This window comes from Sphingopyxis sp. 550A, from assembly GCF_053569535.1.
The window spans coordinates 83,508-109,742 of sequence record NZ_CM131615.1; the positions used below are offsets into that span (position 1 = coordinate 83,508).

A 26,235-nucleotide genomic window follows, 5' to 3' on the forward strand; every position below is an offset into this window, starting at 1 on the left:
ACCTTGCCGTATAATATCTGTCCGTTTCACTTGAGGAGTCATTTATGCCCAAACTTGCCCTGTATGTACCACTGAAGGCCAAGCCCGGAAAAGAGCGCGATGTCGCCGATTTCCTGACCTCGGCATTGCCGCTCGTTCAAGCTGAGGCGGGCACTCTGACCTGGTATGCGATCGAGGAAGGTCCCGGTGCGTACGCGATCTTCGATACGTTCGACACTGAGGAGGATCGGCAGGCCCATCTTGACGGCAAGGTTGCCGCCGCACTGATGGACAAGGCAGAAGAACTGTTTTCCGAACCGCCGCAGATTCACAAGTTTACCCTGCTGGCCGCGAAATAGCGGAGCGGTCGGCACCCTAAGCTGCTGTTTGGCTGCAGGGTAAGGCTCGTGTTCCATCCGGAATGGATGGCCCGACCGAATCGGGAAATGAATAAATGAATACGACAGGCCATCCGCGATAGTGGATGGCCTTTTCTTTTGCGCTCATCACACCTCTGCATTTGCTGATATGGCGCCGTTGATGTGTCGCGGCGGAACGGCACTATTGGTTAGCGGGAAATTCCTGAGCACTTCAATTTGGCGCGTTGTTCGGCCGTTCTGGCCCAATCGTTCAGAAAACCGCCGTAAATCGATCAAAGAATGGCCCTCCGGGAAGGAACCTCTCAGGTAGCAGCAGGTTCAGCAAACTGAGAACACTTGGAAGGGTGCGATGTCCTCCACCGTTGCGATGGACCGGATCACCACAAGCTCTCGATTTGATGACGCGTTGAGAAGAGCTGCGAAAGGAAAAGATCCGTGAAAGCTGTCGTATACAACGGGCCCAAACCCTCCTTAAATCACAACCTCAAATCTGTGCCATGGGCGCTGACGGCGGACAGGACGATCGAGATCATCAAGCGGTCCGACCACGCCAAGGGCTTCGAGGTCTTGCCCAGACGCTGGGTCGTCGAGCGGACCTTTGCATGGCTCGGTCGTAACCGGCGTCTTGCCAAGGAGTTCGAGCTGACCATCGCCTCAGCAACCGCCTAGCTCTTCATCGCCTCAATCCAACTCTTCACACGTCGCATCGCAAGACTATGAAATTACGCTGGATAATTTCGAATCAGACTCTCAGAGGCCGTCCGGAATTGCACCAAAGATGATGAAAGCTGGCAGGAGATCGTCAGGCCTCCTTGAAAAGTATGCTGACTTGCTGCCGGAGCCATTGATTTGCAGGATCGTTATGCGCCCTGGAATGCCAGACCGAGCTGATGGAATGCTTGGGCAGATCAACCGGGAATGGCATGCTTTTCAGTCCGAAAGCCTCGTCGATCACTGTGGTGTATTTTTCCGGTACGCAGGCGGCGAGATCGCCGACCGCTAGCAAAGGGGCAAGCGTTCCGAAGTTGGATGTCCAGACCACGATGTTGCGATCCATGCCCACCTTGAGCAATTCGGCATTCACGCTTGCCAATCCGGATCCCTCAGAGCGTACGCCAATCCAGCGACAGGCCAGCAGGTCCTCGCGCGGCGCTTTGCTCGAAAATATGGGATGATCTTTACGGGCCAAAATGCTCCAACCCTGATAAAATAGACGGAATACGAACATGTTTGTTATGAGATCGGGCCGAAACCCGATAAGTATATCTACTTCACCATTTTCTAAAGAGTCGACAATATGTGGCCTGTTGTTTCTAACAAACTCTATAGTTATATCCTGTGATATGTCTCTGATATGAGAAATGAACTTTGGCCCGAAATACATATCTCCTAGGTCAGAGGTTGCGATTACGAAATGCCGTTTGTCGCGCTTGGGATCGAAACTCTCCGATGCCTCTATGGCGATTTCGAGCGTCTTGAGCGCGTAGGAGATCGGTTCGGCCAATTGCATGGCGTATTGTGTCGGGGTCATGCCACTCCTGGTGCGGACAAACAATTCATCGTTGAACAGCTCGCGCAGCTTTTTGAGCGCGTTGCTGACAGCAGGCTGCGAGATCCCAAGGATCTCGGCTGCCTCCATAACCTTTCTGGTTTGAAACACGCATTCGAAGACGCGCAGCAAGTTCAGGTCGACATCGCGGATCTTCACCACACCAACTTCCCTCAACCAAGAAATCGTTCCGCAGCGTAAACAGGCCCAACAAGGCGCGCAATCGCCTTGGCTGCGCCTCTGTCCGTTCTCGACCCCGACTGCCCAGGCCAAAGGACTGGTGCCCGGGTTCTGCAACCTCGCCTCAATTCCGCAGGCCGCCCCCCGCGTTCGGGAGACTCGGGTATTCGAGGAAATATCACTGTCCGTGATGGAGTCTATTTGAACCTGCTGTTTGACGCAACGAGGTTCCAAGCTATCCGCATTAGGAGACTTGGGGACTTGAATTCTGGATAAGGCGCGGGTGAGCACATGCGAAAGGCAGTGGCAAAAGTTGAGGCAGTTCCGCCGGGGGAGATGCTTCCCGTGGACATCGAGGGGCTGCCTCCAATCGTGATCTTTAATCTGGATGGAGAATTATTCGCGACCAGCAATATTTGCACGCATGCCGTCGCCCGGCTCAGCGACGGTTTTTTCGAGGAGGGGGTTATAGAGTGCCCGCTTCATTCCGGGTGCTTCGATGTGAGAACCGGCGAGGCCACGGAATTTCCATGTGAAATACCGCTCAAGACCTACAACGTCGAGGTCGATGGCGATGACATCCTGGTTGAATTTGACGAGGCGTGAATTGAATTCAGTTAGCCCGTGAAATGGGCCTAGTGCAGGAGAATGAGGAAGATGACTGGGGATCAATCAGTTATTAAGCGCCATCAGGAATTGGCGCAAAACTTGCTCCAGCCGGTTTACGGGCACTACATCAATGGCGAGTGGGTTGAGTCTCGCTCGTGCGAGACGATTGACATGGTCGATCCGACGACCGGCCAGACGCTAGCGAAGATCCAGTCAGGCGTTGGGGAGGATGCTGTGCGTGCCGTTGAGGCAGCGGCGGCGGCTTTCCCATCCTGGTCTGCGACTTCGCCGGCCCAGCGCCAGGAGATCCTGGCCGAAATGGGGCGCCGGCTGAAGGCGCGGGCCGAGGATTTCGCGATGATCGACACGCTCGACAATGGCAAGCCGTTCATGGAGGCGATGCATTTTGACATCCCGATGGCCATTGAGCAGTTCCAGGTCTTTTCCGGGATGCCATGGTTGATTCATGGTCTCACCATGGAGGTGCCGAACGGCTTGGGGTTGGTGTTGCGCGAGCCGCTGGGGGTTTGCGCCCAGATCATCCCCTGGAACGTGCCACTCATCATGATGGCGTCGAAGATTGCGCCCGCGCTAGCGGCGGGCAACACCGTTGTCCTCAAGCCGGCCGAGACGGTCTGTCTTTCGGTTCTCGCATTTGTCAAGGAAGTGCAGGATCTCCTGCCGCCGGGCGTTCTCAACGTGGTGACCGGCTATGGGCCGAATATCGGCGAGGCGCTCGTCACGCATCCCCTGGTGCGCAAGGTGGCGTTCACCGGCTCGCGTCCCACGGCGCAAAAGCTGATCCAATACGCATCGGTCAACATCATTCCCCAGACCATGGAGCTGGGTGGCAAGTCGGCCAACATCGTTTGCGCCGATGCCAATCTCGATGGCGCGGCCGAAGGGGCTGCAATGTCGACTGTGCTCAACAAGGGCGAGGTGTGCCTTGCCGGCAGCCGGACCTTCGTTCACGTGGATGTTCTCGAGGAATTCACCGAAAAATTCCTGGCCTTGCTTGCTCGCGTGCCTTCGGGCGACCCTACCGAACCGGGGACGGTTCTGGGGCCGCAGGCTTCGCGGATGCAATATGACAAGATTTTGGGCTATATCGATGCGGGGCGCAAGGAAGGCGCGCAATGCCTGATTGGGGGTGGCCGTCGCGAGGTCGAGGCTTGCCCGGACGGGTTGTTCATCGAGCCGACGGTGTTTGCCGGTGTGCGCAATGAAATGCGTATCGCGCAGGAGGAAATCTTCGGACCGGTCAATGTCGTGATCCCATGGAGCGACGAGGATGAGGTCATTCGCATGGCCAACGATAATCTCTATGGTCTGGGTGGTGGCCTTTGGACGCGCGATCTCAATCGTGCGCACCGCATGGCGCGTCGGATGGAAACGGGAACCGTCTGGATCAACCGCTATTACAACTTCGTCGGCGGCATGCCGATCGGCGGTTACAAAGGCAGCGGCTTCGGCCGCGAGTTTGCGGCCGAAGTTCTCAACCATTACACGCAAACCAAGAGCGTCATCATCTCGCCCGACGATGGCCCGATGGGGGTCTTCGGCGCATGAAGACGGGTTCATGCCCCGGCAAGGTCTCGATCCGAATCGCCGACAGCGATATCGACTTCCATGCCGAGCCGGGCGATCCGCTTTTGCGCGCGGCCCTGCGCAGCGGTATCGGCATGGCGTATGACTGTAATTCGGGCGGCTGCGGTTCGTGTCAGATCGAGCTGGTGGAAGGCGAAATCGAGGACACCTGGCCCGAAGCGCCGGGGATTGGCGCGCGTGCGCGCAAGAGGGGGCGGTTGTTGGCGTGCCAGTGCCGCCCCCTTTCCGATTGTGTGGTGGAGGCCCGTGTCGAGGATCGTTTTCGTTCCGTTGTCTTGCCGCAAAGAAGGTCGGTCCGGTTGGTCGGTTTCCGACCCATCACGCATGATCTGGCCGAATTCACCTTTGCCAGCGAGGATGGAAAGGCCGATTTCCAGCCCGGTCAATATGCGATGCTGGCGATTCCCGGTGTCGAGGGCGAGCGGGCTTATTCGATGGCCAACCTTGCCAATGCCGAGGGGCAATGGTCATTCGTGATCAAGCGGATGGCCGGTGGCGCCGCTTCGAACCGCTTGTTCGACGAGCGCGAAGCGCTCGAAGGGCTTGAGCTCGATGGACCCTATGGCACCGCCTACCTGAGAGAGGAAACGCCAAGAGACATCATTCTCGTGGCCGGTGGTTCAGGCCTTTCGCCCATCCTGTCGATTGCCGCTGGTATCGCCCGGAGCGAGAAGCTGGCGGGCAAGCGCGTCATGGTCTTTTACGGTGGGCGCGAGGCCAAGGATCTGTGCGCGGCCCGCCAACTCGACCGCCTTTTCCCGGACGGGCATCGGTTTGAAGTGATCGAAGCGACTTCCGAAGGCGAGGAAGGCGCCTGGGAGGCGGGAGCTTCGCGCGTGCAATACAAGGGCTTTATCCATGAGGTCCTTGCCGCGTATCTCAAGGAGAACGCATTGGATTTCGGCGGCTTTGGTTATTATTTCTGTGGCCCTCCGCCGATGACCAACGCATTGCTCAGAATGCTGCAGCTGGAATTCAATGTTCCAGAAGATCAGTTGTTCTTTGATAGCTTTCTCTGAGCGGTTTTGGATTGGAGAAAGCAATAATGTCGACGATACGAACTCTGGAACATTCGACGCCGAGCAGCATAGATTACCGGATCTACGATGATCCCGAGATATTTGCCCTCGAGCAGGAAAGGATTTTCCGGGGTCCGGTGTGGAGCTTCCTTGGGCTTTCAAGCGAGGTTCCTGAAGAGAATTGCTACAAGAGCACCTTCGTCGGCGAAACTCCGGTCGTCTTGGTCGGGGGCAAGGATGGCGCCTTGCACGCTTGGGTCAATCGCTGCGTACACAAGGGGGCCAAGGTCTGCCGCAATGCGCGAGGAAGGGCGGAGGGCGGCGCCTTCGTTTGCGTCTATCATCAATGGGCTTACGATGCGACCGGCGCCTTGCGCTCGGTTCCCTATCGCCGCGGCATGGTGGGCAAGGGCGGGATGCCCGCAAGCTTCGACATCAAGGCGCACAGGATGATGCCGCTACGGGTCGATAAGGTGGGCGACATGATATTCGCAACATTCTCGGATGAGGCGCCCGATCTGCGCAGCTTTCTCGGTCCGGCCATGTGCCGGGCCATCGAGCGGATCTTTGTCCGCCCAACCAAGGTAATCGGACGGGTTGCGCAACGCATAGAGGCGAACTGGAAGCTCTATGCCGAGAACAGCCGTGACAGCTACCATGGCGGCCTGCTGCACCTGTTTTACACCACTTTCGGGCTGTGGCGTCCGGCTCAGGATTCCAAGGCCGAGATCGACGAGGTTTATGGATTTCACAACTCGTTCCAGATCCGCAAGCCGCAGCAAGCAGAAGATCCTCAGAAGCACAAGGAGGAAACCGCCCGTCCGCTCGACGCGATGACCTTGCTTGACCCCACATTGCTTGAATTGCGACAGGATATCGGGGACGACATTTCCCTTTCGATCCAGTCGATTTTCCCATCCGTCGTATTGCAGCAGATTGGCCAGGCCCTTGCCGTGCGGCACATGATCGTCCGCGAACCGGGCGCCATGGACCTTGTCTGGACCTATTTCGGTTTCCAAGATGATGAGGAGGAAATGACACGTCACCGCTTGCGGGCCATCAACATGGTCGGGCCGGCTGGCTATGTTTCGGTTGAAGATGGAGAGGCGGTCGAAATCTGCACCGATGGCATCAAGGGCCCTGACTGCCATTCGCTCATCCTGATGGACATTGAGAAAGCCGAAAACCCAACGGTCCCGATGGGGCTCGATGAGAATGCTGTGCGCGGATTCTGGAAGGGCTATCTTAAACTGATGCGCGCGGGAGAAGGGCAATGACAGGCGATCGGAAGATGGAGGGGCTTGCCGCGGCCGTCGATCGTTTCAATACGCATTACGTCTATGTTGTCGACAATGACGTTTCCAGCTGGCCGGAGTGCTTTGCGGAAGATGGCGGCTATCACGTCCTGACGAAGGACAGCGCATCGGAAGATCTTCCGGCGGGTTTCCTCTTCTTCGAGCGCAAACCCCAGCTTATCGACCGGATCAATGCCTTGCTCAATGCGAGCATCTATCCAAAGGCAAACCTGCGCCACCTGATCGGCGCATGCAAGATCCACGAGGCAACAGGCGATCGGATCAAGGCGACCGCGCCCTTCGTGGTTTACGAATCGCGCGAACAGGAAGTGCCGAGCGTTTACGCGACCGGCCAATATGAAGACGAATTTATCCGGAACGAGGGCGGAGAATTGCTCCTCTTGTCGCGGCGATGCGTGCTCGACAATGACATCGTCCGCACGATGATGGCGCTTCCTCTTTGATACGCATTTGCTGAAAAATCGAATAAGATCTCAGTCAGGAGAAGAATAGATGTCTGGTCCAATTATTGAGCTCGGCTACATGGGCCTTTCGGTTTCGAACGCAGATGCATGGAAGAATTATGCCGGAAAAATAATGGGCCTTGAGATCAGCGACGAAGGTGAAGGCGACCGCTTTTACCTTCGAATGGACGAGTGGCATCATCGTTTCGTCGTTCATGTCGATGGCCAGGATGACCTTGCTTACATGGGGTGGCGCGTGGCCGGCCGACAGGAACTCGATCAAGCGGCTCGGCTGCTGGAAGCCAATGGAGTCGAGGTCAGCTTCGGTTCACCCGAGGAAGCGGCCGAACGGCGCGTTCTTGGCTTGCTCAAGCTCCAGGACCCGGGCGGCAATCCCACGGAAATCTTCTATGGCCCGCAGGTCGATGCCCATCGTCCCTTCCATCCCGGTCGGCCCATGCACGGTCGTTTCGTCACCGGCGCGCAAGGCATGGGGCACAGCATCCTTCGCCAGTCGGACGATGACGCGGCCTATGCCTTTTACGAAATGCTCGGCTTTCGTGGCGACGTGGAATACCACTTGCCCCTGCCCAATGGGATGACGGCCAAGCCGATCTTCATGCACTGCAATGAGCGCGATCATTCGGTCGCTTTTGGCATGGGTCCGATGCCCAAGCGCATCAATCATTTCATGTTTGAATACACCGATCTGCGCGATTTCGGCAGGACGCATGATCTTATTCGCAAGGAAGGCACCGATGTTGCGCTGGCACTGGGGATGCACTCCAATGACCGGGCGCTCACCTTTTACTGCGCCAATCCATCGGGCTGGCTGTGGGAGCCGAGCTGGAATGGACGGCCGTCGAGCGATGTGCAGGAATATTACGTTTCCGATATTCTTGGCCATGACAATGAAGCAGAAGGCTATGGGATGGACCTTAGGCTGAAGTCGTAGCCTGTGCGGGAGTTGCGAAGTCGTAGGCGGAATTCGGCGCAACCATCAAGGGGCTGAGAGCGGATTCGGTCGAGCGAATTTGCCGATGCGCTACGCCAGCATGGCTCGATTTGAGGCTGCCTTGGAATCGGATTACTTCATGGCCTCGCGATCTGTTTGCGTGATCGCTTGGCGCAAGGACTTGGCGTGATCGCTTGACCTCTTGGCGGTGCGATCCAGAAAGCAAGGCGCAGCCGATGCCGCCTGCGCGCCATCCTCTCCACGCCGCCCGCATATCATCTGGGATATGGCGAAGGGGGGGCGGGGCGGCCTTTGGCGAGAGCCCAATATCGGATCTGGTGATATGGTTTATCAGGCAATCGGTCTGTGCATATATCGCTGACCCCTTTAAATTGGGTTCTAGCCTAACCGAGTGAGGCGTGGACGTGCGTCGATGCCTGAAAGCTCTGTCGAATTAACAGATCCAACGAACTGGGAGGGGGTGAACATGTTGATGAATGAAGCAACCGGTAAGAAAAATATCTCTACGAAATTGACCGGGTCGGTCATGGTGCGCGGATCGCTATTGGCTTTGGCTGTCAGTCTGGGGTCTGCGGCTCATGCGCAAGATCAAGGCTCTGCGGCTCATGCGCAAGACCAAGGCTCTGCGGCGCAGGCTCAAGACCAAGGCGAAGGCGGCGACGGCGCCGTGGAACAGGCGCGATCGGGCGGATTGGATGAAATCGTTGTGACCGCCCGGAAAAGGGAGGAAAATCTTCAGGACACCCCCATTTCCGTGACGGCCTTCAGTAATGAGGCGCTTGAGCGGCGTCAGGCGGATACGGTTGGCGATGTAGGTCGTTTTGCGCCCAACGTAAGCCTTGAACCGGCCGCCAATATTTCCGGCTCAAGCGCATCGATCACCACCTTCATTCGCGGTGTCGGACAGACCGACTTCAATATCACCGTCGATCCAGGCGTGGGGCTATACTACGACGGAGTTTATGTCGCGCGGACAGCGGGGGCATTGCTCGACCTTGGAGATGTGCAGAGCATCCAGATCCTGCGTGGACCGCAGGGAACCTTGTTCGGCAAGAACACTATCGGGGGCGCCATTATCGTCAATTCAATTCCGCCTTCCAATGACTTTGATCTGGAAGGCGAGATCGCAACCGGTAGCTTCAATCGTCTCGATGCCAGGGGGATGATCAATGTCCCCGTCTCCGATCGGGTCGCTGTTCGCGCTGTGGTCGGATTGCGGACCCGCGATGGCTATCAGGAGCGTCTTTCCGATGGGGGACGCCAGGGCAACGTCGACACTCTGGGCGGTCGCATTGCCATTCGTGCGGAGCTGACCGATGATTTCAAGGCGACGCTCAGCTTCGACGCCAACCGGCGGCGCGAGCAATCCGCGGCCAACACATTGCTTCAAGTGTCTGAAGGATTTGATGTTATCGGAGTAGCGGGTGGCTTTCCGGTAACCAATGGTGGCTTTCAGAGTTTCTTCTGGAACAAGGTGCTTCAGGCGCCCAATTGCGGACCGGTGGGAACTCCGGCTCCGGCAACAGTCAATTGCTATGGGCCGCACTGGTTCACCAACAATATCGATAAAACCTGGGGGACGAACCGGAATCTCTCCAATTTTGATCTGTGGGGCACAAACCTCACACTCGATTGGGAAATCGGTTCCGTAGACTTCAAGTCAATTACCGCCTATCGAGAAACCAAGGCACACTTCTCCTTTGATTTTGATGGCTCGCCCATTCCTCTTGGTGAGAGCTTCAACAATATCGATCAGAAGCAATTCTCGCAGGAGTTCCAGTTAACCGGAACTTTATTCGATGGCGTGGTCGATTTCACTGGAGGCCTTTATTACCTGAAGGAGAAGGCCACCGATAGCAATCTTCTCACCTTCGCCTTTGCAGACTTTGTCAGCGGCGGTGATGTCGACAACGATAGCTATGCGGCCTATCTCCAGGCAACCATCAATGTAACGGATCGGTTCTCGATCACCCCGGGCATCCGTTATACCGACGAGACCAAGCGTTTCGACCCATCGCACCAGCGGATCACCGACGATCGAACCGGGGGCGCCTTGCTCCTTCTGAGCCGCTGTTTCGTGCGGCAGACGCCAATCATTCCGCCCGATCCGGCGCTGTGCCCTACGCCGGATACGACGCTCAATCCGCAGGGTGACCATATTCTGCCGGCTGTCGAGGTGCAAACGAAGGCGAGCGAGTGGACGCCCGCGCTCTCGCTGGACTACAAGGTCACCGACCAGACGCTGATCTATGCCTCCTATTCCAAGGGGTTCAAGAGCGGTGGCTTCACACAGCGTATCTTCCCGCCCGAGCCGGCGGCCACGCCGTTCGCGCCGGAATTCGTGGAAAGCTATGAAGTCGGGGTCAAGAGCGAATGGTTCGACCGTCGCCTGCGGCTCAACATTGCGGCGTTCCAGGCGGATTACACCGACATTCAGATTGTCGTGAACGAAGGAATCGCACCGAAGGTTCGCAATGCGGGTCGTGCGCGTATCCGGGGTATCGAGGTCGAAACGCAGGCGAAACTGGCTGACTTCCTTACCATTCAGGGTGGCTTTGGCTATCTCGATGCCTATTACCGGGAGGTTTCGCCGACTGCCGCGCCGGTGAACGTCAATTCGCGCTTCCCTCAGGTGCCGAAATGGACAGCCTCCGGTTCGTTCGACGCTGAGCTTTACAAGGGCGATGCGGGCACACTCAGCCTCCATGGCGACTGGAGCTACAAGGGTGGCCACTTCAAGGACGCGATCAACACGCCCGCGCTTTACCAAGACGGGTACAGCATGTTTGGCGCGAACCTGAGTTACGAACTGCCCGGGGGTAACTGGGATGTGAGAGTCGGGTTCACGAACCTGACTGACAAGCGCTATCTCCTGGGCGGATATTCCGACCTTCAACAGACCGGCGCCACGACTGGGGCCTATTCTCGTCCTCGCGAGTGGTTCCTCAAGCTTCGTTATCGTTATTGAACGGTTGAGCCAGAGGCAGGAAGGATCGGATTATTGCAATGGCTAGTCATAGAGTAGGGGTGGCTGATGTGCAGGGGGTGTGGGCCATCATGCCCACACCGTCCAAGCCCAACGCAGAGGACCCTAATGCGCGCGATACGGTGGATCTCGACGAAACCGCGCGGGTCGTCAAAGCGCTGATCGACTCAGGGGCCGACGGCATCCTGACGCTCGGTTCGCTGGGGGAGGTGGCCACGCTGACCTGGGATGAGAAGCGCGATTTCATGAAGGCGCTTGTCGAGGCTGCAGGCGGCAGGGTGCCTGTCTTTGGGGGGACTTCGACCCTGTCGACGCGCACCACAATCGATGAAACGCGCGCGGCGCGCGATATCGGGGTCGATGGCACCATGGTCGGTCCGCCGATGTGGTGCGCGCCCGATGTTCCCACGGCCGTGCAGTTCTACCGCGATCTTGCGGAAGCCTGCCCCGACATGTCGATTTGCATCTACGCAAATCCGGAGGCCTTCAAATTCGAATTCCCGCGCCCCTTTTGGGCGCAGGTTTCCGAGATCCCGCAGGTTGTCACTGCAAAATATCTGGGCATTGGCGCACTGGTGCCGGATCTCAACCTGACGAAAAGACGGATCCGCTTTTTGCCGATCGATATTGACTACTATGCGGCGGCGAAGATCGATCCGGAATTCTGCACGGCCTTCTGGTCGAGCGGCGCGGTATGCGGTCCCAACCCGGTGATCGCTTTGCGTGATGCGGTGGCGCAGGCCAAGACGTCAGGCGATTGGAGCAAGGCCGAAGAGCTGACCGGCGCGATGGCACAGACCTATCAGACGCTCTTTCCGCAGGGCTCGTTCAAGGTCTTTTCTTCCTATAACATCCCGCTCGAAAAGGCGCGGATGGATGCCGCAGGATGGATGAAGGCTGGTGCTTGTCGTCCGCCCTACAACATTGTTCCCGAGGATTATCTCGAAGGCGGGCGCGAGTCCGGGCGGCGTTGGGCAAAACTTCACAAGAGCTTGGCGTGAGGCGCGAGTGATGGAGCAGCGCACCAAGGTGATCGATTTCTTTTTCGATTTCATGAGCCCGTTTGCCTATCTGGCGCATAGCAAATTGCCGGAGCTTGCGCGCAAGCACGGTTATGAACTGCGCTATCGCCCGATCGATCTGCCTGCGGCCAAGTTGGCTGCAGGCAATACCGGTCCGCCCAATGTGTCGATGCCTATCAAGTTGCGCTATCTGCGTAAGGATCTCGATCGCTGGGCTGAGCGGTACAAGATCCCGATCTCCTTTCCTCCATCCCTGAAGTCGGAGCTGGCCAATAAGGGCGTGTTTTTCGCCGAGGCCAAGGGGCAGTGCGAGGATTATGTCCGCCATGTTTGGTCCCATTCCTGGGGTGAGGGGCAGGACATGTCGAGCGAGGAGCTGCTGGCTGAGATTGCGAGCGAGCTGAGGTGGGAGCCAGATCCCTTTCTCGCCTATGTTCACTCCGAAGAAGCCGAAGATGCCTACCGATTAAGCAATGAGGAAGCGCATTCGCGCGGCGTATTCGGCGCGCCGATCATGATGATTGGCGAGGAAATGTGGTGGGGGAACGACCGATTGTTCTTCCTTGATGAATATCTATCGAGCCAGTGAAGAATTGAAATAGGGATTTATGCTATGGATGACCTGATCGACACCAAGCGTGGTTTGCAATCCGCCAGTATGTTCATCGATCCACATCTTTATGAGTTGGAGATGGAGAAGATTTTCGGCCGTTGCTGGCTCTTTCTCACTCATGAGTCGGCCATTCCGAATTATGGCGACTTTGTTACTGCGAAAATGGGCGAAGACGAAGTCCTCGTGGTTCGCCAAGCGGACGGAACGGTCAAGGCCTTTCTCAATGTCTGTCGGCACCGCGGTGCTCGCGTATGCCCTGTCGAGGCGGGGAACCGGCGTGCCTTCGTCTGCAGCTATCACGGGTGGTCCTACGCCGCCGATGGGTCATTGGCGACCGTCCCCTTCGAGAAGGAGCTTTATGGCGGCAAGATCGACCGCTGCGCGCACGGTTTGAAAGAGGTGGCAAAGGTTGATAGCTATCGCGGCTTCCTGTTCGGCAATTTCGATCCAGGGGCGATCTCGCTTGAAGACTATCTGGGCGATGTCCGCTGGTATCTGGATATCTGGATGGAAGCGAGCGGGGGTGTGGAACTGATCGGTGCGCCGGCGCGCTCGATCGTTCATTGCAACTGGAAAGCGCCGACTGAAAATTTTGTTGGTGATGCCTATCACGTTGGGTGGACTCATGCTTCCTCTTTGGCGGTGAGCCGTTCGATGTTTTCCCCGATGTCGGGAAATCAAAGGCTGCCCCCCGCAGGGGCTGGTGCGCAGATTGCAACGCGCTTTGGCCACGGGCTGGGCATTCTTTACGATGTCAATCCGGGCGGCCAACCCGCGCAGACGGCCGAGAAAATCCTGGCCTGGCAGGCCACGAAAAAGGGCAAGATCGCGGAGAAATACGGGGAGCTCAAGGCACGTTTCTACGGTTCGCATCTCAACGGTTCGTTGTTCCCGAATGTTTCCTACCTTTGGGGGACCAACACGTTCAAGATCTGGCAGCCGCGTGGTCCGAGCGAGACGGAAGTTTGGACCTGGGCGATCGCGGAAAAGGATACGCCCGAGGATCTGAAGCGGGATATCTACAACGGCGTACACGGAACCTTCGGAACCGCAGGCTACTGGGAAGCTGACGACAACGACAACATGGAATCGGCTTCGCTTCTTCCGACAGGTTGGCAGTCGCGCAAGTTGCGACTCAACGCCCAGATGGGGATCGGCAACGACACGGTGATGGACGAAATGCCCGGCGTGATCGGCCAGGCGGCGATCGGCGAAACGTCCTACCGCGGATACTACCGCTTTTATGACGAGATCCTGAAGCTTCCTTCTTGGGATGCTTTCGATCTGAATGACGAGGGATGGAAGCAGCAATTGATCGACGCCGATTGCTGATCATCCCTTTGCAAAATCTAGGCTTTCAGGATGCTATAAAATGGAAAACGCAAATCAAATCGTCAAAACGATGGGCGCGGATGTATGGGATGGCGATCCGGAGCTGATCGCCGATCACGATCTGCTTCACAGGGTGCAGGCTTTCACCAATCGCGAAGCGAGGTTGCTCGATACCGGGCGGGTGCGGGAATGGCTCGACGAGATGATCCATCCCGACATTTGTTATGTCATAATCAGCCGACAGCTGCGATACATCGAAGAGCGTCGCTATTCGCTGCCCGACAGCGTTTTCATCTACGACGATGATCACGGTGCGCTCGATGCACGTGTGGAGCAGCAGTTGCATCCGCAGAATTGGCGCGTCAATCCACACGAGGCTTATGTGCGGATCGGCACAAACCTCGAGGTTACCAAAGGTAGCGCAAAAGACAGGCTTTTCGTGCGGACGAATTGGCACCTTCGTCGCATGCGTCGGCAGTATGAGGTCGACGATTTCATCTATTCCCGACACGACGAGCTGGTCATCACCCCGGATCAGGGGTTCAAGTTCGTGAAGCGCTTCATTGCGTTCCCGGAGCGCTGTGTGCAGGGCCGTAATATGACGCTGTTCCTGTAAGCGCCTGCATAAAGCAAGAAATCTGTAGGCTCGACCTTGTTTGAGCGCTGGGTCGGCGTGCGGATCAAGGAGGACAAGAATGGGTTGGTTGGAAGGTAAGATTGCGTTGATCACTGGCGGAGGCGCTGGCCTTGGGCTGGCACTGACGCGGCGTTTTGTCAAAGAAGGCGCGCGTATTCTCGTCATGGAGCGCGATGCAGAGCGCGCGGCCAAGGTCAAGGACGAGCTGGGCGACAAGGTGGAGATTCATGTTGGCGATGTCACGTCTTATGCCGACAATGAAGCCGCGGTTGCCAAGGCGGTTGAGAGCTTTGGCCAGCTTGATTGTTTCGTGGCCAATGCGGGCGTCTTTGACTTTTTCAAGCCCCTTGCCGAATACAAGGGGGATGAGCTGGCGGCCGCTTTCGATGAGCTGATGACCGTCAACCTCAAGGGTGGGCTCCTTGGCGCTCGCGCTGCTTTGCCCGAGCTGGTCCGCTCCAAGGGCAACATGATCTTCTCGATCTCCAACTCCGGGTTCTATACTGGTGGAGGCGGACCGGTCTACACTGCGTCCAAGCACGGGGTGGTCGGGCTGGTGAGGCAACTGGCTCACGAGCTGGCGCCCAAGGTGCGGGTCAATGGGGTCGCGCCAGGCGGAATGCATACCAATCTCTCGGGGCTCAAGGCGACCGATACGGACAACCAGAGCCTCAAGGAGATGGAGGGTTTCGACGAGCTGATCATCGGAATCACGCCGCTGCGTATGGCGCCGACGCCCGAGCAATATTGCGGGCCTTATGTCCTGCTCGCCTCTGAGGAGAACGCGGCACCGACGACGGGCGTCGTCATCAATACCGATGGCGGCCTTGGCGTGCGGGGTATCATGAACGTCAATGGCGGCGACGAGCTCGAGATCTGAGCGCAGACACACAGAGAGGCGGAGCAGATGAGAATCTGCAGGTTCAATACGGATCGGGTCGGGATCGTCGAGGGCGATGAAGTTTTCGACGTCAGCGGGGCATTGGCTTGCCTTCCCGACAGCCGCTGGCCGTTTCCGCAAAAGGACATATTCATCGCGGAGCTTGCACGATTGCTCCCGCTCATGTCGGAATTGAAGGAACAGGCCACGCCCACGCCGATCGCGGATGTCCGGCTCGAAGCCCCTGTCGCCAACCCATCGAAGCTGATCAACGCGCCGATCAACTATCGCGCGCACATCGAGGAAACGGCGGCCAACCAGGAAATTGCCCATGGTCGCGACATGACCAAATGCATCTGGCATTGGGGGCTGTTCCTAAAGGCCAACAGCGCCCTTTCCGGGGCTGGCGAACCTATCCGCCTGCGTTATCCAGGGCGCAGGATCGATCATGAGATCGAACTTGCGGTGATCATCGGCACACAGTGCCACGGTGTGACGCGCGATGAGGCCCTGAAATATGTGGCGGGCTATACGGTCGGATTGGACATCACCATCCGGGGGCCGGAACTGCAAAGTTTCCGCAAGTCGGCTGATAGCTTTGCGGTGCTTGGCCCGTGGATGGTCACAGCGGACGAGATTGACGATCCGGGGTGTCTCGGCCTGGAATTGCGGGTCAACGGCCAGATTCGTCAAAAGGCCAACACCCGCGATCTTGTCTACGACGTTCCCAAGCTGATCGAATACGCCTCCTCGATGTATCAACTCAATCCTGGCGATGTCATTTTTACTGGCACGCCGGAAGGAGTCGGGCCCATCGAAGCGGGAGATAGGATCGAGGCGAGGATCAGCGAGATCGGCGAATTGCGCGTCGATGTGGCTCCTGAAATTGTCGCGCTTCCGCGACACGATCCTGTTCTCAAGGAAATGCAATGCTGAAATCGGCATGATCGTCCAAGTCAAACCGATACGCAGGATCGTGCAATGCGACGAAGGCGAAGGGTTGCTCGACGTGCTTCTTCGGGAAGGTCTGCCCATTTCTTACAGCTGCAAGACCGGCAATTGCGGTATGTGCGAGGTGGAACCTTTCGATCTGTTTGCGCCCGATCGCCACAAGCAGTCTGTCCTGATGCAGAAGAACAAGGCCTTTCTTGCGTGCCAAAGAAACATCTCGATGGACATGGGGGTGCGTCTCCCATCGGTCAGACCGGCGGTGAACGTCCCCTTCCAGTATCATCGCGGCCGGATCACTGCTCTTGAAGAGATAGAGACCAACGTCATCCAGTTTGACTTCGATATCGGGCGAAGGCCGGCGCGTTTTTTCCCAGGGCAGAAATATGCTCTTGCCATGGATCGGGGGCGCTCCCCTCTCCTGTTTCCCGCCAATGCACCTGGTCAGTCGACCCTGAGCTTCCTTGTCGAAGCAGACACAGCGCCACAGTTCCTTGTTGAATTGAAGAAGGGGATATCCGCCGGGCAGGAATTCAAGCTCGTCGGACCCATCGGAAAGGGCTATGTCCTGCCGCAAGACGAGGCCGCTGCCCTGGTTTGCGGGGTTGGCCCTGGAATGGTCGCGGTGCGCTCGATCGTTGAGGCGCTGATCGCGCAGAATCCGAACCGAGCGGTGCAGTTTCTGTTGCAGCCGTCGGCTTCCTTCATGCACCTGGTCGACGGTATCTGCAATTTGTGCACGCAACATCTGCCCAATAGCGAGCTCGTCGTGTTCAACGGACCGCAGCCGAAGGCATCGATGAGGCTGACCAGCCGACGTGGTTCGACGACCGAGATGATCGATTTCATCCAGCTCGAACGCCATCGGATCAAGGCGGAGCAGGCCAATGTCTTCGCCCCCGGCTTCGCTGTTTTGCCCCTCATGATGAGCCTGATGAAAGCTGGCCTCGATCAGGACGCAATATTTTTCACCGAGGCCGAGATCAATTTTGTTGAAGAGGAGGGCGTCAATGTCTCCTGATGGTAAGACGGCGAGCCAAGGGCACAATATCCGCCAGGCATTTTATGAAAAAATTGATCCTCACAACCTTACCCCCTTGTGGGAAGTGCTCGGAGCGCTCGTTCCCGAAACGCCCACTCCTCGCGCGCAAGCCTACAAATGGGATTTTGCCCAGGCGCGGGACTATCTCATGGAGGCGGGCGATCTGATCTCGGCAGAAGAGGCCGAGCGCCGGGTTCTGGTGCTGGAAAATCCGGGCTTGCGCGGGCAATCGCGCATTAGCGACGGTCTCTATGCGGGCCTTCAACTGATCCTCCCCAACGAGGTGGCTCCTGCGCACCGCCACACGCAATCGGCTCTCCGCCTCGTCTTGTCGGGGGAGGGAGCCTATACGGCCGTCGATGGCGAGCGCACGACCATGCGGCGCGGGGATTTCATCATTACGCCGGCCTGGACCTATCACGATCATGGCAATGAAGGTGACCAGCCAGTCATCTGGCTCGACGGGCTCGATATCCCGATCGTTGAATTGCTGAACGCCGGTTTTCGCGAGGGCGCTCCGGAAAAATCGCAGATCGTTCAGAGACCGGAGGGCGATGCGCGTGCGCGTTACGGTAGCAACATGCTGCCCGTCGATTTCGAAGGCGAGCAGGGGATGGCCACCAAGCTCTTCGTTTATCCCTATGTCGATGCGCTCCGATCGGTCGAAAAGATCGCCAGTTCGCCGACCGATGACCATTTTGGATACAAGCTTCGCTATATCGATCCGACGACGGGCTCCTCCCCCATCCCGACGATCGGAGCATTTCTCCAGCTCTTGCCCCGAGGGATGCGCACGCGAGGCTATCGTTGCACGGATTCAACAATTTATGTCTGCCTCGAGGGGCGAGGAACTTCCTTTATCGAAGGCCAGGAATTCCCCTTCGCACAGAACGATATTTTCATCGTGCCTTCTTGGCATCAGCTGGAAATCGCTGCGGCCGAAGAGACGGTTCTCTACAGCTATTCGGACCGGCCCGTCCAGAAAATGCTCGGCTTGTGGCGCGAGGCGCGATTGTAACGTGCATGACTGAATTTTCAGGGGAATTATCTTGAGAGAACTTTGCTTTGAACTTCCGCCATCTCCTACCTTGACGATCGAGGAGAGCGATAAATGCTTTCCGGTCAACCGTATCTACTGTGTGGGAAAGAATTACGCGGCCCATGCCCGGGAAATGGGGCGGGATGAACGCGAGCCGCCGTTCTTCTTCATGAAGCCGGCCAATGCAGCGGTGGATGCAGCCCATCCGATCGAACTCGAATATCCACCGCAGACCAGCAATTTCCACTATGAGCTCGAACTGGTGGCCGTGCTGGGGGCGCCATTGCAAAACGCCACACAGGAAGAGGCGATCGAAGCCATTTTCGGCTATGCTGTGGGCCTCGACATGACCCGGCGCGACCTGCAGCTCGAAGCGCGGGAAAAGGGGCGCCCTTGGGAGCTTGGCAAATCCTTCAGCCGATCAGCGCCGATCGGAGCGATCCGTCAAGCCAAGGAGTGGCCGGATTCGCAGATCGTCCTCACCGTCAATGGCGAGGCCCGCCAGGAGAGCCGAACTTCCATGATGCTTTGGGGCGTGGCGGAGAGCCTCGCCTTTCTCTCGCAATTTGACACGCTTGAACCAGGCGATGTGTTGATGACCGGAACGCCTGCCGGGGTCGGTCCGGTAACACCCGGCGACAAGATGGTGGGAACGATCACGCAATTGCGGCCCATCGAGGTGCTCATCACCGAGCCCAAGCAGGATAGATGACCGGAGGTTAAGGCAATGAAACAGGATGACCTGAAAGAAGCGATCGGATGGGAAGGCGGAGATTGCGCGACTATTCCTCTCAGCATCTATACCGATAGAGAGGTTTACGAGCGTGAACTGGAACGTCTCTTTTACAACGGGCACTGGTGTTACCTTGGGCTTGAGGCAGAAATTCCCAATCCGGGCGATTTCAAACGCACGGTCATCGGGGAGCGTTCGGTCATCGTCGTGCGCGACAAGAGCGGTGCGATCAACGGCTTTGAAAACCTGTGCGCACACCGCAAGATGAAATTCTGCCGGGCTCGCGATGGCAATGTTGGGGAATTCGTCTGCCCCTATCATCAGTGGATTTATGATCTGCAAGGCAATCTGCGCGGCGTGCCTTACCAGCGCGGACTGCGCCAGGACGGCAAGCTTTCCGGGGGTATGCCTTCCGATTTCAAACGGGAAGAAAATGGCCTTCGCAAGCTGAAAATTGCGACACGCGGGGGCGTGATCTTCGGTTCTTTCGATCAGGATGTCGAGAGTTTCGAAGATTATCTTGGCGAAGAGGTGTTGCGCTATTTCGACCGGATATTCGATGGCCGCAAGCTCGTCATCCTTGGCTACAACAAACAGAGGATCCCTTCCAACTGGAAGTTGATGATGGAGAACATCAAGGATCCTTATCATGCGGGCCTTCTGCACACCTGGTTCGTGACCTTCGGTCTGTGGCGCGCTGACAGCAAAATGAGGCTCCTGATGGATCCGACAAAGCGCCATGCCGTGATGGCGGGCACGCGCAGTGTTCAGCAAGCGCAGGCCGAGCTCGTTTCCGGTGTCACGAGCTTCAAGGCGGACATGGCCCTTAACGATCCCAGCCAGATCGACATCGTCCATGAGGAATGGTGGGGCGAATATACGGCAACTATGATGACCTTGTTCCCAAGCGTCATCATCCAGCAGCAGGTCAACAGCCTTTCCACCCGGCATATCCAGCCATCCGGACCGAATGCCTTTGACTTTGTCTGGACTCACTTCCGCTTTGAGGACGACGACGAGGAAATGCATGCGCGCAGGCTCAAGCAGGCCAATCTGTTTGGTCCTTCGGGCTATGTCTCTGCCGATGATGGAGAGGTGCTCGAATTTTCTCAGGAAGGCTTCTCGGCCAATCCGTCGGATCGGATGATTGCGCTCATGGGTGGGCGTGGTACCGAAGAAGCCAACGTCATTGCAAGCGAGAACCTGATCCGCGGCATGTATAAATACTGGCGCGAGGTAATGGAGGTTTAAGATGCCTGACAATTTTGAATTGAATAGGATAGCGCAGCTTTATGCCTCCTACGAAAGAGCGATAAACCAGCGTGAGTTTGAATCCTGGGTAGATATTTTTTCATCGGAACCATACTACCGTATCACCGCGCGCGAAAATTTCGAAAAAAATCTGCCGCTTTCCACTCTTGTCCTGAGCAGCAAGGGAATGATGAAGGATCGCGCCTATGGTATTACGCAAACCATTTTCCATGACCCTTATCATCAACGCAACATAACCGGTTTGCCCTTCGTCTCCAGCGTCGAGGACAGTGCATCAGGCAAGGGCAGGCTCGTGCAGTGCGAGGCCAATTTCAGCGTCTTTCGCACCAAGCTGGATAAGTTGAGTGAGGTCTTCTGCGTCGGTCGTTATTTCGATGAAATCGTCGAGGAAGACGGCGCATTGAAGTTCGCCAAGAGGGTGTGCGTCATCGACAGCGAGATGATCCCCAATGCGATCATCTACCCGATCTAGGAACCCGATCCCATGCTGAAACTCTACGAATTTTTTCGTAGCTCTGCATCATACCGCGTCCGGATTGGGCTCAACCTGAAGGGTCTGGACTACACGTCTTGTCCGGTCAACTTCCGCAAGGACGAGCAAATGTCGGAGCCATTCACCTCCCTCAATCCGGCAAAGCTCGTCCCAGTGCTGGAAACCGGGGATGGTTGGTCTTTGGCCCAATCGGCGGCCATTCTCGAATATCTGGATGAGGTCTATCCGGAAAAACCGTTGCTGCCCAGGGATGATCCGAAGGATCGTGCCTTTGTCCGACAATGCGCGCTTGCTGTCGCCTGCGACATTCACCCTTTGAACAACCTGCGCGTTCTCAAATATCTCGTTGGCCCGCTGGGTCTGTCCGATGAAACCAAGAACGAGTGGGTCCGGCACTGGATCTGCGAGGGGTTCGAGGCGCTCGAAGCGATCATTTCAGCGCACAATGGACAACAGGCGCGCTTTTGTTTTGGCGATGCGCCCACGCTCGCGGATTGCTGCCTGATCCCGCAGATATACAATGCGCGCCGTTTTGAGGTCGATATGGCGCAATTCCCGATTCTCGAAAGAATCGACAAGAACTGTGGGGCATTGGAGGCTTTCGCAAAGGCTCATCCCGACGCCGTAGCCTGAAATGGATGACCGCCCAGCTTGCCAAGCTTTCACGCAATCACGATCTCGCCAAGGCGATCAACTATATGTTGCGCCGCTGGGATGCGTTCACGTTGACGTGACCCCCTGATTTTCCTCCAAGCTTGATTAGAGTCCGGCCCTACGAGAAGGACGGACGAGATGAAGAGATCGAGGTTTACAGAGGAGCAGATCATTGGCGTGCTGAAGGAGGCGGAGGCAGTCGCGAAGACTGCTGACGTAGCCCGGGCGGCACGGGGTGTCGGAAGCGACGATCTACAACTGGAAGTCGAAGTATGGCGGGCTGGAGGTGTCCGAGGCCCGTCGGCTGAGGGAGCTTGAGAGCGAGAACGCGAAGCTCAAGCGACTGCTGGCCGACACGATGCTGGACAACGTGGCGTTGAAGGATCTCCTGGCAAAAAATGTATGACCCGCCCTGTCCATGCAAGGGTCGATTGGTGTTGACGGTGCCAGTCTGCACAAATGTATCCGGCCTCTCGCGAGTGGGCCGCTGTTGCGGCCAGGCCTTGATGAGATCCGCGCGCCTCGTTCCCAGATATGAGGATCAGCGTGCAATAGGCACCCCCTTCGTGGGGTGATCGGCGTGCAAAAAGGACCCCTTCATCCCGGGGATTTAGTCGGCCGACTGGTTTTGATCAGTTGGCGAGAACGGGATGTTGATCGTGGAGACAGTGGTTCGGATTCGGCGTGAGCATGCAGCGGGTAAGGCGATCAAGGCGATCGCTCGTGACCTTCGTTTGTCGCGGAAGGTCGTCCGCAAAGCGATCCGGTCGCCGGAGGCGGCGTTCAACTATCAGCGCAAAGTCCAGCCGCTGCCGCGGATCGGTCCTTATCAGGATCGTCTCGATGCGCTGCTTGAGGAGAACGAAGGTCGCGGCCGCCGCGATCGGCTACGGATGACGCGTATCCATGACCTGCTGGTGCGCGAGGGGTTCGATGGATCCTATGATGCGGTGCGCCGCTATGCGGCGCGCTGGCGTGCTGCGCGGCGGAAGGATGCTGGCGAAGGCGCACCGGCGTTCATCCCGATGACCTTCCAGCCGGGTGAGGCCTACCAGTTCGACTGGAGCCACGAGGATGTGGAGATCGCCGGCAAGCCGATGCGGGTGAAGGTGGCGCATATGCGTCTCTGCGACTCGCGCGCACCCTATGTCCGGGCCTATCCGCGCGAGGGCCAGGAGATGCTGTTCGATGCCCATGCCCGGGCGTTCGCGTTCTTCGGCGGTGTGCCGCGACGCGGTATCTACGATAATATGAAGACGGCGGTGACGGCCGTGTTCACCGGCAAGGAGCGTGTGTTCAACCGCCGCTTCCTGATCATGACCGATCATTACATGGTCGAGCCGACCGCCTGCTCGCCGGCGGCGGGATGGGAGAAGGGCCAGGTCGAGCAGCAGGTCCAGACGATCCGAGGCCGCTTCTTCCAGCCGCGACTCCGGTTCGCCAGCCTGGCCGAGCTCAACGGGTGGCTGGAGGCCGAGTGCCGGCGCTGGGCCGAGCATCATGCCCATCCCGAACGCGGGGATATTACCGTCGCCGAGGCGCTGGATATGGAGCGACCGGCCCTGCAGCCGATCCTGGCACCGTTCGACGGCTTCCATGAGAGCGAGCATGCCGTCACCGGCACCTGCCTCATCAGCTTCGATCGCAACCGCTACTCGGTCATGTCGACGGCCGCACGCCGGACCGTTCAGGTGCGCTCCTATGCCGATCGCATCGTCATACGCTGCGGCGATGCGATCGTCGGGGAGCATGAGCGCCACTTCGGTCGGAACCGCACGATATACGATCCCTGGCATTATCTGCCGGTCCTCGCGCACAAGCCCGGCGCGCTGCGTAACGGCGCACCGTTCCAGGACTGGGATCTGCCGCCCGCCCTGCACCGATTACGGCGAAGGCTCGGCACCGGGGACGAGGCCGATCGCAGGTTCGTACGGGTCCTCTCGGCGGTGCTCACCGATGGCCTGGAGCCGGTAGAGGCTGCCGTGCGCGAAGCGTTGGCGAACGGAACGGCCAGCGACGAGCTGATCCTCAACATCCTCTCCCGGCGCCGCGAGCCGGCGACACCCCACAGCATCGTCACTTCGGAAGACCGGATGCTGCAGCATCCTCCGCTCGCCGACTGTGCCCGCTATGATCTGCTGCGAGGCTATGATGCAGCGGCATGATATGATCGACACGATGCGCGGCCTCGGACTCAAGGGCATGGCGGCGGCGTTCGACGAGGCGGTCACCACCGGCCTCCAGCGCAAGCGCACCACCATGGAGATACTGACCGACCTGCTCCGTGCTGAGGCGACCCACCGGGATGCAGCCTCCATCCGCTATCGGATGACGGCTGCGAGGCTGCCCGTGGTGAAGGACCTGGAGCGGTTCAGCTTCGAGGGCACACCGATCAATGAGGAGATGATCCGCTCCCTTCACGATGGCTCCTTCCTCCCGCCTCGCCGCAATATCGTGCTGGTCGGCGGCACGGGGACAGGCAAGACCCACCTCGCCATCGCGATCACCGCCAATGTCGTGCGAAGGGGCGCTCGCGCCCGCTACTTCAACACCGTCGATCTGGTGACACGCCTCGAAGAGGAGACCCGGATCGGCAAAGGCGGGACCCTGGCGGCGCAGCTGTCGCGGCTCGACCTGATCGTGCTCGACGAGCTCGGTTATCTGCCGTTCGCCCGCTCGGGAGGGCAGTTGCTGTTCCACCTCATCAGCAAGCTTTATGAGCGGACCAGCGTCATCATCACCACGAACCTCGCCTTCGGCGAATGGCCGACCGTGTTCGGCGATCCCAAGATGACCACGGCGCTGCTCGACCGCGTCACCTGACCGGCCCCCACCGAGTGGTCCGATCGGATTGTTAGTGCATTGACGCCTCCATCGCCAGTGTTGGCCGTAGGTGGAGCGAAGCGGAACCGGAGGGCGACACTGGCGATGGAACAGCCTCTGGCGCCGGTGGTCGATATCCCAGCGAGCTGTGCGGCCGGACGGTGTTGTAATGACGCCTCCACGCCTCGATCAGGATACGAGCCTCGGCGAGCGAGTAGAAGATTTCGCCGTTGAGCAGTTCATCGCGCAGCGACCCGTTGAAGCTTTCGCAATAGCCATTCTCCCATGGCGATCCGGGCGTGATGTAGAGCGTCTTCACGCCGATCTGGGCGAGCCATTGCTGCACCGCCGTCGCGATAAACTCCGGACCATTGTCCGACCTGATATGGGCCGGCGGCCCACGCGCGACGAACAGCTCGGCGAGTGCCGCCAGCACGTCATCGCTCCTGAGCTTGCGCGCGACCGGCAGCGCCAGGCACTCCCGGCTCGCCTCGTCGATGATCGACAGGATCCGGTATTTGCGACCATCGTGGGTCCGCCCTTCGACGAAGTCGTAGGACCAGACATGCCCGGGATATTCCGGCCGGAGCCGGATGCACGATCCGTCGTTCAGCCACAGCCGCCCGCGCTTCGGCTGCCTTTGCGGCACCTTGAGCCCCTCGCGCCGCCAGATGCGCTCGACCCGCTTGCGGTTCACATGCCACCCCGCATCGCGCAGCAACGCCGTCACCCGGCGATAGCCATAGCGACCATATTGCCGGGCCAGCGCGATGATATCCTCGGTGAGAGCGGCTTCGTCATCCGCCCCGCGAGGCGCCTTGCGCTGTGTCGATCGGTATTGCCCGAGCACGCGGCAGAGCCGCCGCTCGGACACCGGCATCATCCTTCTGATGTGGTCGATACAGCGCCTTCGGCGCGCGGGGCTCAGAAGTTTCCCCGGGCAGCTTCCTGCAGGATCAGCTTGTCCAGCGTCAGGTCGGATATCGCACGGCGAAGCCGCGCATTCTCTTTCTCCAGGTCCTTCATCCGGCGCGCCTGATCGGTCTTCAGGCCGCCGTATTCCTTGCGCCAACGATAGTAGGTCTGCTCGCTGATCGCGATCCGACGGCACGCCTCGGCGGTCGTGGCGCCCTGCGCCAGCACAACCTCCGCTTCACGCAGCTTGCCAATAATCTCTTCCGGGCGATGCTTCTTGCTCGGCATTCCGTATCTCCTTCGTCGTCCAAAATATCATCAATTTTGGACCACTCAGAAGGGGGCAGATCATTATTTCAAGACCGTGGGACGCTCGCCGATCCCCTTGCCCGCCACATCGCTCGCCGCACAGCCGGACTTGCTGGAGCGGAGCCGGGGACAGGTGGCGCATGATGGTGATGTCTGGTTCGCCGAACCATGCGAGGAAATCGCCCTCGCCTCGGATCAATATGACTTCACCATTTCCCTGCTGCATCTTGAACCCGTCATTCGCCTGAGCCGCTTTGACGAGGCCGAGGAGGACGAGGACGCTTTCGACGTGATGAGCCGCCGCCTGACCGGCAGACGCTAGGTTTCCCGCGCCTTTGCGGTGAATAGCCGCCCTATTCGCCGCAGGATATGCGGTGATTAGAGATGGGGGTTTATGGATGGCACGAAACGCTAAGTGAGACTTAGCGTTTTGGTAGAATTATAAACTCGACAGTGGTTTACGAATCTGTCAAAATGC

At 58.2% G+C, this 26,235-nt stretch carries 25 protein-coding genes and 2 pseudogenes; 25 read left to right on the forward strand and 2 right to left on the reverse strand.

Annotated features, from left to right (window positions below; genetic code table 11):
• The first annotated feature begins 44 nt into the window (after nucleotides 1–44).
• On the forward strand, nucleotides 45–338 hold the full coding sequence (locus tag ACVENA_RS00405; protein ID WP_062344850.1) for a putative quinol monooxygenase: 294 nt from the start codon (nucleotides 45–47) through the stop codon (nucleotides 336–338).
• Between the two features lie 540 nt (nucleotides 339–878).
• Nucleotides 879–1,079, forward strand: a pseudogene (locus tag ACVENA_RS00410) (transposase); the annotation flags it as partial.
• Nucleotides 1,080–1,161: 82 nt separating this feature from the next.
• Here the strand turns inward: ACVENA_RS00410 and ACVENA_RS00415 are convergent.
• Nucleotides 1,162–2,067 carry a LysR family transcriptional regulator gene (locus ACVENA_RS00415; protein WP_449327189.1) on the reverse strand — a complete coding sequence of 302 codons (906 nt, stop codon included), beginning with the start codon at nucleotides 2,065–2,067 and terminating at the stop codon, nucleotides 1,162–1,164.
• 324 nt (nucleotides 2,068–2,391) lie between these two features.
• Between ACVENA_RS00415 and ACVENA_RS00420 the strand changes: the two genes are divergently transcribed.
• The 22 genes and pseudogenes from ACVENA_RS00420 (at nucleotide 2,392) to istB (ending at nucleotide 24,533) form a co-directional block, all read left to right on the forward strand.
• Nucleotides 2,392–2,694, forward strand: a complete 303-nt coding sequence (locus tag ACVENA_RS00420; protein WP_311735652.1) for a non-heme iron oxygenase ferredoxin subunit — start codon at nucleotides 2,392–2,394, stop codon at nucleotides 2,692–2,694.
• A 42-nt stretch (nucleotides 2,695–2,736) separates the two neighbouring features.
• Complete coding sequence (locus ACVENA_RS00425) at nucleotides 2,737–4,266, forward strand: aldehyde dehydrogenase family protein (RefSeq protein WP_449327190.1); 1,530 nt, start codon at nucleotides 2,737–2,739, stop codon at nucleotides 4,264–4,266.
• A complete protein-coding gene (locus tag ACVENA_RS00430; protein ID WP_449327191.1) occupies nucleotides 4,263–5,324 on the forward strand; it encodes a 2Fe-2S iron-sulfur cluster-binding protein in 1,062 nt (353 codons plus the stop codon). Before ACVENA_RS00425 ends, ACVENA_RS00430 begins: the two co-directional genes overlap by 4 nt.
• Before the next feature lie 26 nt (nucleotides 5,325–5,350).
• The gene (locus ACVENA_RS00435; RefSeq protein WP_449327192.1) at nucleotides 5,351–6,601 is read left to right on the forward strand and encodes an aromatic ring-hydroxylating dioxygenase subunit alpha; all 1,251 of its coding nucleotides are present in this window, start codon (nucleotides 5,351–5,353) and stop codon (nucleotides 6,599–6,601) included.
• The gene (locus ACVENA_RS00440; protein ID WP_095386341.1) at nucleotides 6,598–7,083 is read left to right on the forward strand and encodes an aromatic-ring-hydroxylating dioxygenase subunit beta; all 486 of its coding nucleotides are present in this window, start codon (nucleotides 6,598–6,600) and stop codon (nucleotides 7,081–7,083) included. The genes ACVENA_RS00435 and ACVENA_RS00440 overlap by 4 nt, the downstream gene beginning before the upstream one ends.
• A gap of 49 nt (nucleotides 7,084–7,132) precedes the next feature.
• Nucleotides 7,133–8,038 (forward strand): VOC family protein, encoded by a 906-nt coding sequence (locus ACVENA_RS00445; RefSeq protein ID WP_449327193.1) that lies wholly within the window; start codon nucleotides 7,133–7,135, stop codon nucleotides 8,036–8,038.
• Nucleotides 8,039–8,525: 487 nt separating this feature from the next.
• Nucleotides 8,526–11,027: a TonB-dependent receptor gene (locus ACVENA_RS00450; RefSeq protein WP_449327194.1), complete on the forward strand. Its 2,502-nt coding sequence runs from the start codon at nucleotides 8,526–8,528 to the stop codon at nucleotides 11,025–11,027.
• Nucleotides 11,028–11,086: 59 nt separating this feature from the next.
• Nucleotides 11,087–12,046, forward strand: coding sequence for a dihydrodipicolinate synthase family protein (locus tag ACVENA_RS00455; RefSeq protein ID WP_449327195.1), 960 nt, complete (start codon nucleotides 11,087–11,089; stop codon nucleotides 12,044–12,046).
• Between the two features lie 10 nt (nucleotides 12,047–12,056).
• On the forward strand, nucleotides 12,057–12,656 hold the full coding sequence (locus ACVENA_RS00460) for a 2-hydroxychromene-2-carboxylate isomerase (protein WP_449327196.1): 600 nt from the start codon (nucleotides 12,057–12,059) through the stop codon (nucleotides 12,654–12,656).
• 24 nt (nucleotides 12,657–12,680) lie between these two features.
• Nucleotides 12,681–14,012 carry an aromatic ring-hydroxylating oxygenase subunit alpha gene (locus ACVENA_RS00465; RefSeq protein ID WP_449327197.1) on the forward strand — a complete coding sequence of 444 codons (1,332 nt, stop codon included), beginning with the start codon at nucleotides 12,681–12,683 and terminating at the stop codon, nucleotides 14,010–14,012.
• 40 nt (nucleotides 14,013–14,052) lie between these two features.
• A complete protein-coding gene (locus ACVENA_RS00470; protein WP_449327198.1) occupies nucleotides 14,053–14,628 on the forward strand; it encodes an aromatic-ring-hydroxylating dioxygenase subunit beta in 576 nt (191 codons plus the stop codon).
• Nucleotides 14,629–14,707: 79 nt separating this feature from the next.
• Nucleotides 14,708–15,529: a 3-(cis-5,6-dihydroxycyclohexa-1,3-dien-1-yl)propanoate dehydrogenase gene (gene hcaB, locus ACVENA_RS00475; protein WP_449327199.1), complete on the forward strand. Its 822-nt coding sequence runs from the start codon at nucleotides 14,708–14,710 to the stop codon at nucleotides 15,527–15,529.
• A gap of 27 nt (nucleotides 15,530–15,556) precedes the next feature.
• Entirely contained in the window at nucleotides 15,557–16,465 is a 909-nt protein-coding gene (locus ACVENA_RS00480; RefSeq protein WP_095386348.1) for a fumarylacetoacetate hydrolase family protein, read from the forward strand.
• On the forward strand, nucleotides 16,401–17,498 hold the full coding sequence (locus ACVENA_RS00485; RefSeq protein WP_176473486.1) for a 2Fe-2S iron-sulfur cluster-binding protein: 1,098 nt from the start codon (nucleotides 16,401–16,403) through the stop codon (nucleotides 17,496–17,498). Before ACVENA_RS00480 ends, ACVENA_RS00485 begins: the two co-directional genes overlap by 65 nt.
• Nucleotides 17,488–18,537: a gentisate 1,2-dioxygenase gene (gtdA, locus tag ACVENA_RS00490; RefSeq protein WP_095386349.1), complete on the forward strand. Its 1,050-nt coding sequence runs from the start codon at nucleotides 17,488–17,490 to the stop codon at nucleotides 18,535–18,537. The genes ACVENA_RS00485 and gtdA overlap by 11 nt, the downstream gene beginning before the upstream one ends.
• Before the next feature lie 70 nt (nucleotides 18,538–18,607).
• Nucleotides 18,608–19,270, forward strand: a complete 663-nt coding sequence (locus ACVENA_RS00495) for a fumarylacetoacetate hydrolase family protein (protein ID WP_255247065.1) — start codon at nucleotides 18,608–18,610, stop codon at nucleotides 19,268–19,270.
• Nucleotides 19,271–19,285: 15 nt separating this feature from the next.
• Nucleotides 19,286–20,542, forward strand: a complete 1,257-nt coding sequence (locus ACVENA_RS00500) for an SRPBCC family protein (RefSeq protein ID WP_449327200.1) — start codon at nucleotides 19,286–19,288, stop codon at nucleotides 20,540–20,542.
• A 1-nt stretch (nucleotide 20,543) separates the two neighbouring features.
• Nucleotides 20,544–21,035, forward strand: coding sequence for an aromatic-ring-hydroxylating dioxygenase subunit beta (locus ACVENA_RS00505; protein ID WP_095386352.1), 492 nt, complete (start codon nucleotides 20,544–20,546; stop codon nucleotides 21,033–21,035).
• Nucleotides 21,036–21,047: 12 nt separating this feature from the next.
• Nucleotides 21,048–21,689: a maleylacetoacetate isomerase gene (gene maiA / locus ACVENA_RS00510; protein WP_095386353.1), complete on the forward strand. Its 642-nt coding sequence runs from the start codon at nucleotides 21,048–21,050 to the stop codon at nucleotides 21,687–21,689.
• Nucleotides 21,690–21,848: 159 nt separating this feature from the next.
• Nucleotides 21,849–22,113 (forward strand): annotated as a pseudogene (locus tag ACVENA_RS00515) (transposase); the annotation flags it as partial.
• 247 nt (nucleotides 22,114–22,360) lie between these two features.
• Complete coding sequence (gene istA, locus ACVENA_RS00520; protein ID WP_021238707.1) at nucleotides 22,361–23,875, forward strand: IS21 family transposase; 1,515 nt, start codon at nucleotides 22,361–22,363, stop codon at nucleotides 23,873–23,875.
• Nucleotides 23,862–24,533 carry an IS21-like element helper ATPase IstB gene (gene istB / locus ACVENA_RS00525; RefSeq protein ID WP_449328988.1) on the forward strand — a complete coding sequence of 224 codons (672 nt, stop codon included), beginning with the start codon at nucleotides 23,862–23,864 and terminating at the stop codon, nucleotides 24,531–24,533. Before istA ends, istB begins: the two co-directional genes overlap by 14 nt.
• A 31-nt stretch (nucleotides 24,534–24,564) precedes the next feature.
• Here istB and ACVENA_RS00530 read toward each other — a convergent pair.
• A protein-coding gene (locus tag ACVENA_RS00530; protein ID WP_449327201.1) for an IS3 family transposase occupies nucleotides 24,565–25,736 on the reverse strand; the annotation gives its coding sequence in 2 pieces (ribosomal slippage) (nucleotides 24,565–25,472 and nucleotides 25,472–25,736; 1,173 coding nt in all).
• Between ACVENA_RS00530 and ACVENA_RS00535 the strand changes: the two genes are divergently transcribed.
• Nucleotides 25,726–26,079: a hypothetical protein gene (locus tag ACVENA_RS00535; RefSeq protein ID WP_449327202.1), complete on the forward strand. Its 354-nt coding sequence runs from the start codon at nucleotides 25,726–25,728 to the stop codon at nucleotides 26,077–26,079. The two genes, ACVENA_RS00530 and ACVENA_RS00535, sit on opposite strands and share 11 nt — an antisense overlap.
• The last annotated feature ends 156 nt before the right edge of the window (nucleotides 26,080–26,235 follow it).

What these genes read in the sequence shown, in the direction of transcription:
- ACVENA_RS00405 (WP_062344850.1), top strand. Translation starts at nt 45, where the DNA reads ATGCCCAAACTTGCCCTGTATGTACCACTGAAGGCCAAGCCCGGAAAA.
- ACVENA_RS00425 (WP_449327190.1), top strand. Translation starts at nt 2,737, where the DNA reads ATGAGGAAGATGACTGGGGATCAATCAGTTATTAAGCGCCATCAGGAA.
- ACVENA_RS00430 (WP_449327191.1), top strand. Translation starts at nt 4,263, where the DNA reads ATGAAGACGGGTTCATGCCCCGGCAAGGTCTCGATCCGAATCGCCGAC.
- ACVENA_RS00435 (WP_449327192.1), top strand. Translation starts at nt 5,351, where the DNA reads ATGTCGACGATACGAACTCTGGAACATTCGACGCCGAGCAGCATAGAT.
- ACVENA_RS00440 (WP_095386341.1), top strand. Translation starts at nt 6,598, where the DNA reads ATGACAGGCGATCGGAAGATGGAGGGGCTTGCCGCGGCCGTCGATCGT.
- ACVENA_RS00445 (WP_449327193.1), top strand. Translation starts at nt 7,133, where the DNA reads ATGTCTGGTCCAATTATTGAGCTCGGCTACATGGGCCTTTCGGTTTCG.
- ACVENA_RS00450 (WP_449327194.1), top strand. Translation starts at nt 8,526, where the DNA reads ATGTTGATGAATGAAGCAACCGGTAAGAAAAATATCTCTACGAAATTG.
- ACVENA_RS00460 (WP_449327196.1), top strand. Translation starts at nt 12,057, where the DNA reads ATGGAGCAGCGCACCAAGGTGATCGATTTCTTTTTCGATTTCATGAGC.
- ACVENA_RS00465 (WP_449327197.1), top strand. Translation starts at nt 12,681, where the DNA reads ATGGATGACCTGATCGACACCAAGCGTGGTTTGCAATCCGCCAGTATG.
- ACVENA_RS00470 (WP_449327198.1), top strand. Translation starts at nt 14,053, where the DNA reads ATGGAAAACGCAAATCAAATCGTCAAAACGATGGGCGCGGATGTATGG.
- hcaB (WP_449327199.1), top strand. Translation starts at nt 14,708, where the DNA reads ATGGGTTGGTTGGAAGGTAAGATTGCGTTGATCACTGGCGGAGGCGCT.
- ACVENA_RS00480 (WP_095386348.1), top strand. Translation starts at nt 15,557, where the DNA reads ATGAGAATCTGCAGGTTCAATACGGATCGGGTCGGGATCGTCGAGGGC.
- ACVENA_RS00485 (WP_176473486.1), top strand. Translation starts at nt 16,401, where the DNA reads ATGTGGCTCCTGAAATTGTCGCGCTTCCGCGACACGATCCTGTTCTCA.
- gtdA (WP_095386349.1), top strand. Translation starts at nt 17,488, where the DNA reads ATGTCTCCTGATGGTAAGACGGCGAGCCAAGGGCACAATATCCGCCAG.
- ACVENA_RS00500 (WP_449327200.1), top strand. Translation starts at nt 19,286, where the DNA reads ATGAAACAGGATGACCTGAAAGAAGCGATCGGATGGGAAGGCGGAGAT.
- ACVENA_RS00505 (WP_095386352.1), top strand. Translation starts at nt 20,544, where the DNA reads ATGCCTGACAATTTTGAATTGAATAGGATAGCGCAGCTTTATGCCTCC.
- maiA (WP_095386353.1), top strand. Translation starts at nt 21,048, where the DNA reads ATGCTGAAACTCTACGAATTTTTTCGTAGCTCTGCATCATACCGCGTC.
- istA (WP_021238707.1), top strand. Translation starts at nt 22,361, where the DNA reads ATGTTGATCGTGGAGACAGTGGTTCGGATTCGGCGTGAGCATGCAGCG.
- istB (WP_449328988.1), top strand. Translation starts at nt 23,862, where the DNA reads ATGCAGCGGCATGATATGATCGACACGATGCGCGGCCTCGGACTCAAG.